We start from the raw sequence: 14,057 nt of genomic DNA, 5'->3' as shown, positions 1-14,057 counted from the left end.
GGAAACTCAATGAATATTCAACAGTTTCAACAGCTATTAGAAGAAAAGGGAATTTCTCTTTCTTCTAAACAGCTGAATCAATTTGAAAAGTATTATCAAGTTTTAGTGGAATGGAACGAAAAAATGAATTTAACTGCTATCACTGATCACGGTGAAGTGTATGAAAAGCATTTTTACGATTCTATTTCAGCTGCTTTTTTTCAAGACTTTACAGAAATTGAATCCATGTGTGATGTAGGTGCAGGAGCAGGATTTCCAAGTATTCCGATCAAAATTTGCTTCCCGCATTTGCATGTAACAATCGTTGATTCGTTACAAAAGCGTATTACGTTTTTAACGCATCTTGTAAATGAGCTTGAACTAGACAATGTCACACTATGTCATGATCGGGCTGAAACATTTGGTAAAAAAGAAACAATTCGCGAGTCATTCGATCTTGTAACAGCAAGAGCCGTGGCACGTATCTCGGTTCTTAATGAATTTTGCTTACCGCTTGTTAAAGAACAAGGACGCTTTTTAGCAATGAAAGGTGCTTCTGCCCCAGAGGAATTAAAAAATGGAGAAAAATCATTCCAAGTATTAGGCGGAAAAGTGAAGTCGATTGAACATTTCCAATTGCCTTTGGAGCAAAGTGAACGTTACATTATTTTAATAGACAAAATCAAGAAAACGCCTAAAAAATATCCTAGAAAACCTGGTACCCCAGTTAAGCTTCCACTAGAGTAGGCATTAAATAGATAGAGAAGAGAATGTTTCATATGAAACATTTTCTTCTCTATATTTTCTGTTTAGAAAGCAGGATATGGTTAAAAAACATCGAATTAGTTTAAGGCGGGATTTTCCTGAAGGTGGTGTGGGACTATGAAATCTGCTTTTTCACGTTTTTTTAATTTAAAAGAAAAAGATGAGGATATTCATGTAGAGATTGAAACTGTCCAAGATGAAAATGTCGAAAAAGTTTTAAGAGATGAAGTAAAACAAATTAGGGTTTCAAGTATTATTCCAAATCGTTACCAGCCGCGTACTGTGTTTAATGAAGCAAAAATTGAAGAGCTAGCTCTGACTATTCATACACACGGTATTATTCAACCTATTGTGGTTCGACCGACTGAGGGCGAAGAATACGAATTAATTGCTGGAGAACGCCGGTGGAGAGCTATACAAAGCTTAGGATGGGATACGGTTCCTGCAATTGTGAAACATTTTAACGATACAGAAACGGCCTCTGTGGCTTTAATAGAAAACTTACAACGTGAAGAGCTAACGGCTGTCGAAGAAGCACTAGCCTACGCAAAGTTAATTGAGTTACATAATCTTACCCAAGAGGCATTAGCTCAACGTTTAGGAAAAGGCCAATCCACAATTGCAAACAAGCTTCGTTTGTTAAAGCTTCCTGTTGAAATACAAGAAGCAATCAAACAAAAATTGATTACAGAGCGACATGCAAGAGCGCTCATTCCCCTCAAAAATCAAGAAAAACAACTTCAAGTATTAGCTGAGATTATTGAAAAACAATTAAATGTAAAACAAACGGAAGATCGAGTAGTTAAATTGTTAGAAACGCAGGTTAAAAAGCCAAAAGCAAAAAGAAAAGCGTTTAGTAAAGATACGCGCATCGCAATGAATACAATTCGTCAATCCTTGACAATGGTTAGTGACAGCGGTATTTCATTGAACACGGAAGAAGAAGAGTTTGATGAGTATTTTCAGTTTACTATTAAGATTCCGAAAAAATAAAGAAATAGCCCTCATCTTTTTTGATGAGGCTTTTTTATCAAAGTTTTTCGTCAGAAAATTCAATGAACAATTAAACTGTCTGGACAAATGGGATGGAAATGAAAGTAGGTGACAACATGGGGAAAATTGTGGCAGTTGCGAATCAAAAAGGCGGAGTTGGAAAAACAACAACCGCTGTTAATTTAGGAGCTTGTTTAGCTGAACAAGGAAAAAAGGTTCTACTTGTAGACGGAGATCCCCAGGGTAACGCTACGAGTGGAGTTGGCATAGATAAAGCAGATGTAGATGAATGTATTTATAATGTAATCGTGGAAGATATGGAAGCCAAAAACGTCGTGCGTTCAACAGCTGTCGGAAATTTATCAATCATTCCCGCGACCATTCAATTAGCTGGCGCAGAAATTGAATTAGTGTCCACCATTTCACGTGAAGTTCGACTTAAGAGAGCTTTAGAAACGGTGAAAGATCACTTTGATTATGTTATTATTGATTGTCCCCCTTCTCTTGGTTTACTGACATTAAATGCGTTAACGGCAGCTGATTCTGTTTTAATACCTGTACAGTGTGAATATTATGCGCTTGAAGGATTAAGTCAATTGCTAAATACCGTTAGATTAGTGCAAAAACATTTGAATAATCAACTGCGTATCGAAGGTGTATTGCTGACTATGCTTGACGCACGCACAAATTTAGGACTTCAGGTAACAGCAGAAGTGAAGAAGTACTTTCAGGATCGCGTTTATCAAACGATTATTCCTCGAAATGTTCGTTTGAGCGAAGCACCTAGTCATGGTGAACCAATTATCTTATATGATGCAAGATCTAGAGGGGCCGCAGTTTATACGGAACTTGCAAAGGAAGTGATTTATAATGGCGAAAGGATTAGGGAAAGGAATTAATGCCTTATTTTCAGGCTTAGATGCACAGGCTGATGATTCAATTCAGGAAGTTGCTATTCACGAACTCAGACCCAACCCCTATCAACCACGTAAAACGTTTAATAAAGAAGCAATTAATGAGTTAAAGCAATCCATTTTACATCATGGCATCTTACAGCCTATTGTAGCTCGCAAAAGCATTAAAGGCTATGAAATCTTAGCGGGTGAAAGACGATTTAGAGCTGCTAAAGAAGCCGACCTTGCTACTGTTCCTGTCATTATAAAAGACTTTTCAGAAAAGCAAATGATGGAACTAGCTTTGTTGGAGAATTTACAGCGTGAAGATTTGACACCAATTGAAGAAGCAACCGCTTATCAATTGCTTATGGATAAGCTCGATATGACACAGGAGCAACTTGCTACACGACTGGGAAAAAGCCGACCTCATATTGCTAACTATGTTCGCCTCTTGCAGTTGCCTGAGGAAATTCAAACCCTCATTTCTACTAATGAATTGTCTATGGGCCACGGGCGTACGCTAGTCGGTTTGAAAAATAAAGCTCTTCTACCTAAAGTCGTTGAAAAAATACGCAAGGAACAATTGAATGTTAGACAGCTAGAGGCTTATATTGCCCACTTAAATAAAGCCGTTCCACGTGAAACATCAAAAACTAAAAAAGATAAAGATTTATTTATAAAACAAAGTGAAACACAGCTTCGTGAGCGTTTTGGTACCTCTGTTCACATTACACAAAGCAAGAAAAAAGGAAAAATTGAAATCGAATTTTTCTCTAAAGAAGATTTAAACCGTCTTCTTGAATTATTTAACGATCTTTCTCAGACCAACAAATCTTCTGTATAAAAAAGGTTGTCCTAGTTTTAGGACAACCTTTTTTATTGTTTATAATGTCTTACAGGTTGGTAAACCGAAGAATTATTAAACTCTTTCTCTCGTTCGTTGTGCACAGTCTCAATACTTTTCGCAATTAAATCGGCAATGCACATAACGAGGTGAAGCCTCGTATTTTGCAAGACGAAAAACTCCATAAACCCGCTCACGTTGACAACCCCTGTTATATGAATATCCCCGACTGGTGGCAATTCTTTATTAACTCCTGCTCCTGGTTTAACGGGTCCTATTCCAAGTGACGCAGAGCCTACGCTTTTCATACGACCTAAACAAGCATCAATTCCAATAATAAAAGGATTCGGGAAAAGCTTTTGAATATGTTTTAACGTTTCTTTCAAATTAACAGCATGAACAGGCTCTTCTAACGTTCCAAAAATGTGAAAAGATGAAACCTTTTTTTCATTCAGTTTCGTTCCGACTAATGGACCCAATGAGTCCCCAGTTGAACGGTCCGTTCCAATACATACAAAAACAATTGGTCTGTCTTTCTGTGCTGGAAGTAAAGATAGTAACTGTGTACTCAGCTTCTTTATAGCAGATTCTTCATCATGAAATACGCGGGTTGAATGTTGTGTCTTCTCAAAGAAGGGAGATTTTAAATTCATAGGGTCCACTCCTTATACATAATAGTAACAGTATACGAAGATTTTGAAGATTCTATACATATATTTCATGGATTGGGGGAAAATCGATGTGGAGAGCAGGGTGTAAATGGATATTCTTAATTATGGGAACCATGATAGGCGCTGGGTATGCTTCAGGGAGAGAGCTATGGCAGTTTTTTGGCGAAGAAAGCGGACTTGCTATTTTTCTATTTTCTATTATTTTTGCGATTTCTTGCAATGTGATTATGCAAATCAGCTATCGCTACCGAACCAATCAATTTTACCCAGTACTAATTGAATTAATAGGAAAGAGATGGGCTGCGGCCTATGATGTTTTAATCGTTTTTTATTTGTTTACGACGACGGTGATTATGATCGCGGGCGGCGGGGCGACATTGGAAATGTGGCATGTTCCTTATTGGTGGGGAATTGGCGCTCTTAGTGCTTTTATCGTCTTTGTTTTTTCAAGAGGATTAAATGGGCTTCTTTCTATCAATTCTTTCGTTATGCCAATCTTAATGATTGGACTAGCTGGTGTCCTTCTTACATTTGTTTTACGTCATCCTGGAGTAACTGATTGGCACCTTCAGCATAATTGGCCTGCTGCTTTTACCTTTACGGCGTTAAATATTCTTCCTCTTGTCGCGGTATTATCTACAATTGGAAAGGAAATTAAAAGCAAAAAAGAGATTTATATTGCAAGTGTTGGCAGCGGGTTTTTATTAGGGGGGCTTTCCTTTATTTATAATGAATCGCTTATTCAAGTTTCAGGCCTTCTTTCTTCTTATGAAATTCCATTATTCGCTATTCTTAAAGACTTTCCTTATACGATGCTGTTTTTAATGAGCATTGTTTTGCTCATTGCAATTTATACAACAGCCGTATCGGGAATCTTAGGACTAACCGCGCGTTTTCATACTGAAAAGGTGCAATCTCTTTGGAAACTGGCAGCCTGCTGGCTACTTTTAATGATTCCCTTTACAAAGTTAGGTTTTTCTACTTTGATTGCCGTTTTGTATCCAATGTATGGAATCGTCAATTTATTTTTAGTAACAGCCGTTCTATTATATCCATTTCGAAATCGCTACAAAAGTTCGTAGAAACTTGCTACAATAGATTAAAACTTTCTCGTATGTAGAGTATGTTACGATAGGAGCTACATGTAGTATGAATTCGTTGACGTCAGTTTTTAAGAACGTATTTGAACCATTTTTTCAAGAAGAAACGTGGGCACATATTGGAGAAGGCTTCATAAAAATTCTGTTGATTCTGCTTATTTCCATGTTTTTAATTCGAATTGGAAAGCAAGCGTTAAATAAATTTGTAGAGGTTCGCACAAATAGCCCTCTGCGTATTTCTGAGCGACGAGAAGCTACGATGGTCCGTTTGCTTCAGAACGTTTTTTCTTATGCTATTTATTTCGTTGCGGGAGTTATGATTTTAGAAACGTTATCAGTAGATGTTCGAGGATTGCTAGCGGGGGCTGGAATCGTAGGGCTTGCGGTAGGGTTTGGTGCTCAAAACTTAGTGAAAGACATCATCACGGGATTTTTTATTATCTTTGAAGATCAGTTCTCCGTTGGCGATTATGTTCGAGTAGGAACATTTGAGGGAACTGTAGAAGAAATTGGTCTGCGAACAACAAAGATTAAAAGTTGGACAGGCGAAATTAATATCTTGCCCAATGGCAGTATTGTGGAGGTCACTAATTTTTCGTTACATAACAGCGTAGCTTTCGTTGATGTAAGCATTTCTTATGAAGAAAACATACAAAAAGCAGAAAAAGTGATTTTAGAGCTCTTAGAAGAATTGCCAAGCCGCTATGAAGATATGGTTAAAACGCCTGAATTGCTGGGGGTTCAAAATATCCATGCAACTGAAGTCACAATGAGGATTACAAGCGAAGTAAAACCAATGAGACATTTCCATATTTCTCGTATGATTCGTAAAGAAGTGCGTACAAGGCTAAATGAACATGGTATTGAAGTTCCATTTCCTCGTATGGTTATGTATAATCGTACAGAAGAAGCACAGCATTCGTCGACGTTGAAAGGGAAATAAGGAGGAGAGAGCTGATGACGGAAAAAGAATTTGGTTTAAATGACGTTGTGGAAATGAAAAAACCTCATCCTTGCGGTACAAATGAATGGAAAATCATTCGAATGGGAATGGATATCCGTATTAAATGTGAAGGCTGCGGCCACAGCGTAATGATTCCAAGACGTGATTTTGCACGTAAAATGAAAAAAATTCTTGTAAAGCATGAGGAATAACCTCATGCATTTTCTATGTTTATGCCTTATACTGTAAGGTGGGACAAAATGAAGCATCTTAACGGTGCGACTAAAGGTTCTTTATTAAACTTGTATTTCAAAAGTTGACTCACTATAATTGTGACAGGTTAACTTGTTTCGGATATATAAAGAGGAGTGAATAAATATATGGCTTTAACAGCTGGAATTGTTGGTCTTCCTAACGTTGGAAAATCAACATTATTTAATGCAATTACACAAGCGGGCGCAGAATCTGCGAACTATCCTTTCTGTACGATTGATCCTAACGTAGGTATTGTAGAAGTACCTGATCATCGTCTTCAAAAACTTACAGAGCTTGTAAAACCTAAAAAAACAATTCCAACAGCATTTGAATTTACAGATATCGCTGGAATCGTAAAGGGTGCTAGTAAAGGTGAAGGACTGGGAAATAAATTCTTATCTCATATTCGAGAAGTAGATGCGATTTGTCACGTTGTGCGTTGCTTTGAAGATGAAAACATCACGCACGTTTCAGGAAAAGTAGATCCTATTTCAGATATTGAAACAATTAATTTAGAGTTAATTTTAGCCGATTTAGAAACGGTAGAGAAGCGTATTGGCCGTGTTCAAAAGATGGCTAAACAAAAAGATAAAGAAGCAATGTATGAATACGAAATTCTCGAGAAACTAAAGAATGCATTTGAAAGTGATCAGCCAGCTCGTGCTGTATCATTTACAGAAGAGCAAATGAAATTAGTAAAACAATTTCACTTGCTAACAATCAAACCTATTCTTTATGTAGCAAACGTTTCTGAAGATGAAGTAGCCGATGCATCTGCTAACGAATATGTAGCAAAAGTGCGCGATTATGCGGCAAGTGAAGGTGCAGAAGTGATTGTTGTTTGTGCACGCATTGAATCTGAAATTGCTGAGCTTGAAGGAGAAGAAAAAGCAATGTTCCTTGAAGAACTAGGCATCGAACAGTCAGGTTTAGATCAGCTTGTACGTGCAGCGTACGACTTACTTGGATTAGCTACGTACTTTACAGCTGGTGAGCAAGAAGTACGCGCATGGACGTTCACACAAGGTATGAAAGCTCCTGAGTGTGCAGGTATTATTCATACAGATTTTGAACGCGGATTTATTCGCGCAGAAACGGTGTCATATGAGGATTTATTAGCTGCCAAAACAATGGGAGCAGCTCGTGAAGCTGGAAAAGTACGTTTAGAAGGAAAAGAATACATCGTAAAAGACGGAGACGTTATGCATTTCCGCTTTAACGTATAAGACTAAAACCCGAAAGGAGATATCTTCTTTCGGCTTTTGTCGTTGGCTAAAATATTAGCATATATTTACGAAACAGCCCGCAATGCGTATTGCTTTGCCTATGGTAGTGTGCTATAATTTTAATTCGTGAGTAATATTTTATTGCTCCTTGCCCGTTTCGGGCCGTTAGACCAAAAGGAGGTGACAGTGATGAGAAAGTATGAAGTAATGTACATCATCCGTCCAAGCATTGATGACGAAGCAAAGAAAGCATTAGTTGAGCGCTTTAACGGCGTATTAACTGATAATGGTGCTGAAATCGCAAATGTTAAAGAATGGGGTAAACGTCGTTTAGCATACGAAATCAATGATTTCCGTGACGGTTACTACATGATTCTTGACGTGGCGGCTACTTCAGAAGCAGTTTCTGAATTTGATCGTCTTGCGAAAATCAACGAAGACATTATCCGTCATATCGTTGTTAAACAAGAAGCATAATTAAACGTTTAAATAAATTGGGTTTTATTTCCTTAAGGAGTGGTTCTGATGATGAATCGCGTAATTCTCGTAGGACGCTTAACCAAAGATCCTGAATTACGTTATACCCCGAGTGGAGCAGCGGTTGCAACATTCACTTTAGCGGTAAACCGCACATTTACAAATCAGCAAGGTGAACGTGAAGCTGACTTCATCAACTGTGTTGTATGGCGTCGTCAGGCTGAAAATGCAGCCAACTTTCTTAAAAAAGGAAGTTTAGCTGGTGTTGATGGTCGACTACAATCTCGCAGTTACGAAGGACAAGACGGTCGTCGCGTATACGTAACGGAAGTTGTAGCGGAAAGTGTGCAATTTTTAGAGCCGAAAAGTGGCGGTGGGGATACGCAACGCAGTAACTTTGCTAACACTGGAGGATCTGGACAAGGCTCTCCATTTGGAGATAATCAGAACCGTAACTCAGGTAATCAAGGTTATACTCGCGTTGATGATGATCCATTTGCAAATAATGGCGAGACAATTGACATTTCAGATGACGATTTACCGTTTTAATTCGCAGTAGATTATCCGGAGTATAAAATTTTATAGAAACTTTTAAGCGGAAGGAGGCGTATCAAAATGGCAGGTGGACGTAAAGGTGGACGCAACAGACGTCGTAAAGTTTGTTTCTTCACAGCAAACGGCATCACTCACATCGATTACAAAGATGTAGATATGCTTAAAAAATTCGTTTCAGAGCGTGGTAAAATTTTACCTCGTCGTGTAACTGGAACAAGCGCTAAATACCAACGTAAATTAACGATCGCTATCAAACGCGCTCGTCAAATGGCATTATTACCATATGTTTCTGGTGAATAATGAACGGTATAAAAAGAGGCAGTAAGGATTCCCTTACTGCCTCTTTTTACATTACATAGGTGCTCTTTTGCCAAATAGTTGCTTCTTATGAATTGAATCGATAAAATAAATAATAGTCTATATCAACGAGGTGAAGTTGTGAAAGGAATTCGATATATTACAGAAGGAGCAGCTCTTTTAGCGCTGTTTGTGGCGCTGTTGCTTTTTTCACTATACATACCTGTTGTGGGAACCATTTTTCAACTAGCGCTAGCTGTTCCATTTATTGTGTATACCGTTCGTCATGGGTGGAAAAAGGCAATATTATTTTTAGTAGTAGGGTTGTTATTGACTTTGTTATTTGGAAATGTGTTGACTCTTCCTTTTACATTTGTATTTGGTATTGGTGGATTAGCAATAGGAATGCTTTACCGACAAAAACAAAAAAGGTATACCATTTTACTAGGCGGCACGGTTGCATTTAGTTTAGGTTTACTTTTATTGTTCGTAGGAGCAAATATCGTTTTTAATGTTAATCTAATGGAGCAAATAAATAATGCTTTAGATCAATCGATTAATCAAAGTATTGAAATGATGAAAAGCTTAGGACAAGACGTTAAGGAATCTCAAATTGACCAAATGAGAGATGCATTTGATATGTTTAAAAATCTGTTGCCTCTATTAATTGTTATGGGCGGAGTTATTCTGGCCTTTTTCTCTCAGCTTATTGCTACGCCTATTCTTAAAAGAACAGGTTATGAGGTGCAAGCATTCCCGCCTTTTCGTGAATTTAAACTTCCTAAAAGTATTCTATGGTATTATTTGATTGCATTAATTTTATCCTTCCCATCTTTTAATATTGAACAAGGTACATTTATGTACGTAGCTATTATCAACATCGTGATGGGACTGCAAATGCTAGTCGTGTTACAAGGGATCTCTTTTATTTTCTATTTCTCACATCAAAAAGGGTATGCCAAAGCAATTCCAATTGTTGTAACAATTTTAGCATTAATTATTCCAATTATCCTTCAAATTGTGCGCATCTTAGGTATAATTGATTTAGGATTTAATTTAAGAAAACAATTAGACACAAAAAAGTAGATATTGTGGAACTTAAAAAAGTAGGAGCTGAAATGGATGCCTGTCTTTACAAAAAAGAACGTCATTCGCTATCCATTTTACTCATTGTATAGTATAGCTCTGATTTTAGTAGGTATCGTGACCTATCATAATTGGATCATAGGAATGATAGGCTTTATATTACTATTAGCCTGTCTTTTTCTATACATGAGAATGGAGCGAATGCTGTCCGATGAGTTTGAAACCTATATTTCAATGCTGTCTCATCGGCTGAAAAAAGTAGGCGAAGAGGCATTAATGGAAATGCCGATTGGGATTATGCTGTTTAATGATGAATATCAAATTGAATGGACCAATCCTTTTCTAGCATCTTGTCTCGGTGAAGACACACTAGTGGGAAGATCATTATACGATGTAGCCGAAAGTATTATTCCACTGATCAAACAAGAAGTGGAAACAGAAGTTGTCACGTTGCATGATCGGAAATTCAAAGTGGTGATTAAACGAGACGAGCGCTTACTGTACTTCTTTGATATTACAGAGCAAATAGAAATCGAAAAGTTGTATGAAGAAGAACGAACAAGTTTAGGCATTATCTTTTTAGATAATTATGACGAACTAACGCAAGGAATGGATGATCAAGTTAAAAGTAACTTGAATAGCCAAGTAACTTCTATGTTAAATAGCTGGGCTCAAGAATACGGTATTTTTATTAAACGTACGTCTTCTGAGAAATTTATTGCGATTATGAATGAACAAATCTTAATTCATTTAGAGCGAAGTAAATTTTCTATCTTAGACCAAGTTCGAGAAGAGACGTCTAAACAAAATATACCGCTTACATTAAGCATTGGTATCGGAGCTGGTGCTGCTGATTTACCTGAGCTGGGTGCTTTAGCTCAATCTAGCTTGGATTTAGCCTTAGGTCGAGGCGGAGATCAAGTAGCCATTAAACAGCCAAATGGAAAAGTGAAATTCTTTGGGGGCAAGACAAACCCAATGGAAAAACGGACGCGCGTGCGTGCAAGAGTTATTTCTCACGCGTTGAAAGAGCTCATTACAGAGAGCGGAAAAGTGATTATCATGGGTCATAAATACCCGGATATGGATGCTGTGGGAGCTGCTATTGGGATATTAAAAGTAGCGCAAGTAAACCAGAAAGACGGTTTTATCGTATTGGATCCTGATCATATCGATACAGGTGTTCAGCGAATGCTAGAAGAGATTAAAAAGAAAGAAGGCCTGTGGGAGCGATTTATTACGCCTGAAGAAGCCTTGAATCTTGTGAGTGATGATACTCTTTTAGTAGTAGTAGATACGCATAAGCCATCGCTCGTTATTGAAGAAAGGTTATTAAATCGTATTGAAAATGTCGTGGTCATTGATCATCATAGACGAGGAGAAGACTTTATCGAAGATCCTCTTCTTGTCTATATGGAGCCATATGCTTCCTCGACAGCTGAACTCGTTACTGAGCTTCTTGAATACCAGCCAAAACGATTTAAAATTGATATGCTAGAAGCAACAGCACTTTTAGCCGGCATTATTGTCGATACAAAAAGCTTTACATTACGGACGGGATCTCGTACGTTTGATGCAGCGTCTTTTTTACGTTCTCAAGGCGCAGATACAGTTCTTGTTCAAAAGTTTTTAAAAGAAGATATCACGCAATATGTACAGCGAGCACGCTTTATTGAACATGCAGAGATTTATACAGCAGGTATTGCCATTTCAAGAGCTGAACCAAACAAAATGTATGATCAAGTGTTAATTGCGCAAGCTGCAGATACGCTGCTTTCAATCAGCGGAGTGGTTGCTTCATTTGTTATTTCTAAGCGGCGGGATAATCTAATTGGTATTAGTGCTAGATCGCTTGGAGATATCAATGTACAAGTTATTATGGAAAGTCTCCAAGGCGGAGGCCACTTAACGAATGCTGCTACTCAGCTTCAAGACATTAGTTTGGATGAAGCTGAAGAACGGCTTAAACAAGCAATTGATGAGTACTTAGATGGAGGTAGAAGATCATGAAAGTAATTTTCTTAAAAGATGTAAAAGGAAAAGGCAAAAAAGGTGAAGTGAAAAATGTTTCAGACGGTTATGCACATAACTTCTTATTAAAAAATGGGTATGCTGTTGAAGCTACAGGCGGTAATGTGAAAGTATTAGAAGCACAAAAAAATAGAGAGCAAAAAGATGCAGCTGCAGAACTTCAAGCAAACAAAGAGTTAAAAGCAACTCTTGAAGAACTAACAGTTGAATTAAAAGCAAAATCTGGTGAAGGCGGCCGTTTATTCGGTTCTATCACAAGCAAACAAATTGCTGAAGAATTAAAGAAAAAGCACAACATTAAAGTAGATAAGCGTAAAATTGAATTAAATGATGCCATTCGCGCATTAGGCTACACAAATGTACCGGTTAAATTACATCCGGAAGTAACGGCTACTGTAAAGGTACACGTGACTGAACAAAAATAAACGTACGATTGAAAAATAGGTAAATAATATAAAGGGTTGGCGCGGACTTGTATTTGTTCGCGCCAACATTTATGATGAAAGAAAATACGAAAGAATATAAGAGGGGCATAGAAATATGAGTGATCTTTTTGCTGATCGTCTTCCGCCTCAGAATATTGAAGCAGAGCAAGCGCTATTAGGGGCCATTTTCTTAGAGCCTTCTTCTTTAACCTTAGCATCTGAGCTGCTAATACCTGAAGATTTTTACCGGGCATCGCACCAGAAAATCTTTACATGTATGCTGAAACTTTCTGACCAAGGTGAACCGGTTGATTTGGTAACGGTAACGTCTGAATTAGCTGATCAAAAAATCTTAGAAGAAGTTGGCGGCGTATCGTATTTAAGTGATTTAGCTAACTCTGTTCCAACGGCTGCAAACGTAGAGTATTACGGTAAAATCGTAGAAGAAAAGTCGATTTTACGCCGTCTAATTCGTACTGCAACGCATATTGCTTCAGAAGGATATGCAAGGGAAGACGAAGTAGAAGTTTTATTAAATGAAGCGGAAAAAAACATTTTAGAAGTAGCACAGCGTAAAAACAGCGGTGTGTTTCAAAATATCAAAGATGTACTTGTACAAACGTACGATGATATCGAAGTTCTTCACAATCGAAAAGGTGACATTACAGGTATCCCAACCGGGTTTAGTGATTTAGATAGAATGACAGCAGGGTTCCAGCGAAATGATTTAATCATTGTAGCGGCCCGTCCATCGGTAGGTAAAACGGCTTTTGCCTTAAATATTGCGCAAAACGTTGCAACGAAAACGGATGAGAACGTAGCAATCTTCAGTTTAGAGATGGGTGCTCAGCAGCTTGTTATGAGGATGCTGTGTGCCGAAGGAAATATTGATGCACAAAGGCTGCGTACAGGGTCGCTTACAGCCGATGACTGGGGAAAGCTCACGATGGCAATGGGATCTTTGTCCAATGCAGGGATTTATATTGATGATACACCGGGTATTCGAGTAGGTGAAATTCGTTCTAAGTGTCGTCGCTTGAAGCAAGAAGGCGGGCTTGGGATGATTTTAATTGACTACTTACAGCTCATTCAAGGAAATGGACGAAGTGGAGAAAACCGACAGCAGGAAGTATCTGAAATTTCTCGTGCGTTAAAAGCTTTAGCTCGTGAATTAGAAGTTCCTGTTATCGCCTTATCACAGCTTTCCCGTGGAGTAGAGCAAAGACAAGATAAGCGGCCAATGATGTCTGATATCCGTGAATCCGGAAGTATTGAGCAGGATGCTGATATCGTAGCTTTCTTATATCGTGAAGACTATTATGAAAAAGATACAGAAAATCAAAATATTATCGAGATTATTATAGCCAAGCAGCGTAACGGTCCAGTTGGAACCGTACAGCTTGCCTTCGTAAAAGAGTACAACAAATTCGTTAATCTCGAGCGGCGCTTTGATGACGCAGGAGTGCCGCCTGGTGCATAAAACCTCTCAATATGAGAGGTTTTATTTTATTGTT

The 14,057-nt window shown here is 38.1% G+C and carries 16 protein-coding genes; 15 read left to right on the top strand and 1 reads right to left on the bottom strand.

The genetic code is table 11. The annotated features are described in order from the left end of the window. Positions 1–9: 9 nt before the first annotated feature. The 4 genes from rsmG (at position 10) to AC0C45_RS23870 (ending at position 3,477) form a co-directional block, all read left to right on the top strand. Entirely contained in the window at positions 10–726 is a 717-nt protein-coding gene (gene rsmG / locus AC0C45_RS23885) for a 16S rRNA (guanine(527)-N(7))-methyltransferase RsmG (RefSeq protein ID WP_013085565.1), read from the top strand. Between the two features lie 135 nt (positions 727–861). Continuing rightward, the gene (gene noc, locus AC0C45_RS23880) at positions 862–1,737 is read left to right on the top strand and encodes a nucleoid occlusion protein (RefSeq protein ID WP_472928894.1); all 876 of its coding nucleotides are present in this window, start codon (positions 862–864) and stop codon (positions 1,735–1,737) included. Between the two features lie 116 nt (positions 1,738–1,853). Then, complete coding sequence (locus AC0C45_RS23875; RefSeq protein WP_013085563.1) at positions 1,854–2,636, top strand: ParA family protein; 783 nt, start codon at positions 1,854–1,856, stop codon at positions 2,634–2,636. Beyond that, complete coding sequence (locus AC0C45_RS23870) at positions 2,608–3,477, top strand: ParB/RepB/Spo0J family partition protein (RefSeq protein WP_013059921.1); 870 nt, start codon at positions 2,608–2,610, stop codon at positions 3,475–3,477. The genes AC0C45_RS23875 and AC0C45_RS23870 overlap by 29 nt, the downstream gene beginning before the upstream one ends. Before the next feature lie 32 nt (positions 3,478–3,509). Here the strand turns inward: AC0C45_RS23870 and yyaC are convergent, their stop codons facing one another. Continuing rightward, entirely contained in the window at positions 3,510–4,130 is a 621-nt protein-coding gene (gene yyaC, locus AC0C45_RS23865) for a spore protease YyaC (RefSeq protein WP_016765991.1), read from the bottom strand. A gap of 86 nt (positions 4,131–4,216) precedes the next feature. Here yyaC and AC0C45_RS23860 point away from each other — a divergent pair, with 86 nt between their 5' ends. From AC0C45_RS23860 to dnaB, 11 genes are all read left to right on the top strand, one after another. Continuing rightward, on the top strand, positions 4,217–5,230 hold the full coding sequence (locus AC0C45_RS23860) for a YkvI family membrane protein (RefSeq protein ID WP_013059919.1): 1,014 nt from the start codon (positions 4,217–4,219) through the stop codon (positions 5,228–5,230). A gap of 67 nt (positions 5,231–5,297) precedes the next feature. After that, the gene (locus AC0C45_RS23855) at positions 5,298–6,191 is read left to right on the top strand and encodes a mechanosensitive ion channel family protein (protein ID WP_013085559.1); all 894 of its coding nucleotides are present in this window, start codon (positions 5,298–5,300) and stop codon (positions 6,189–6,191) included. A 14-nt stretch (positions 6,192–6,205) separates the two neighbouring features. Further along, positions 6,206–6,403 (top strand): DUF951 domain-containing protein, encoded by a 198-nt coding sequence (locus AC0C45_RS23850; protein WP_013059917.1) that lies wholly within the window; start codon positions 6,206–6,208, stop codon positions 6,401–6,403. A 168-nt stretch (positions 6,404–6,571) separates the two neighbouring features. After that, positions 6,572–7,672 carry a redox-regulated ATPase YchF gene (gene ychF / locus AC0C45_RS23845; protein ID WP_047931292.1) on the top strand — a complete coding sequence of 367 codons (1,101 nt, stop codon included), beginning with the start codon at positions 6,572–6,574 and terminating at the stop codon, positions 7,670–7,672. 189 nt (positions 7,673–7,861) lie between these two features. Next, positions 7,862–8,149 carry a 30S ribosomal protein S6 gene (gene rpsF, locus AC0C45_RS23840; RefSeq protein ID WP_013059915.1) on the top strand — a complete coding sequence of 96 codons (288 nt, stop codon included), beginning with the start codon at positions 7,862–7,864 and terminating at the stop codon, positions 8,147–8,149. 48 nt (positions 8,150–8,197) lie between these two features. After that, positions 8,198–8,698, top strand: coding sequence for a single-stranded DNA-binding protein (ssb, locus tag AC0C45_RS23835; RefSeq protein WP_013059914.1), 501 nt, complete (start codon positions 8,198–8,200; stop codon positions 8,696–8,698). A gap of 66 nt (positions 8,699–8,764) precedes the next feature. Next, on the top strand, positions 8,765–9,004 hold the full coding sequence (gene rpsR, locus AC0C45_RS23830; RefSeq protein ID WP_013059913.1) for a 30S ribosomal protein S18: 240 nt from the start codon (positions 8,765–8,767) through the stop codon (positions 9,002–9,004). 138 nt (positions 9,005–9,142) lie between these two features. Further along, positions 9,143–10,087, top strand: coding sequence for a YybS family protein (locus AC0C45_RS23825; protein ID WP_043977601.1), 945 nt, complete (start codon positions 9,143–9,145; stop codon positions 10,085–10,087). Positions 10,088–10,123: 36 nt separating this feature from the next. Further along, a complete protein-coding gene (locus AC0C45_RS23820; protein WP_013085556.1) occupies positions 10,124–12,097 on the top strand; it encodes a DHH family phosphoesterase in 1,974 nt (657 codons plus the stop codon). After that, the gene (gene rplI / locus AC0C45_RS23815) at positions 12,094–12,543 is read left to right on the top strand and encodes a 50S ribosomal protein L9 (protein ID WP_013085555.1); all 450 of its coding nucleotides are present in this window, start codon (positions 12,094–12,096) and stop codon (positions 12,541–12,543) included. The genes AC0C45_RS23820 and rplI overlap by 4 nt, the downstream gene beginning before the upstream one ends. 115 nt (positions 12,544–12,658) lie before the next feature. Next, positions 12,659–14,023 carry a replicative DNA helicase gene (gene dnaB, locus AC0C45_RS23810; RefSeq protein ID WP_013059909.1) on the top strand — a complete coding sequence of 455 codons (1,365 nt, stop codon included), beginning with the start codon at positions 12,659–12,661 and terminating at the stop codon, positions 14,021–14,023. Positions 14,024–14,057: the final 34 nt, after the last annotated feature.

Source organism: Priestia sp. VA7 (assembly GCF_055710015.1).
Note: the sequence above shows the minus strand (reverse complement) of the source record. Positions and strands in the feature narration are given on the sequence as shown.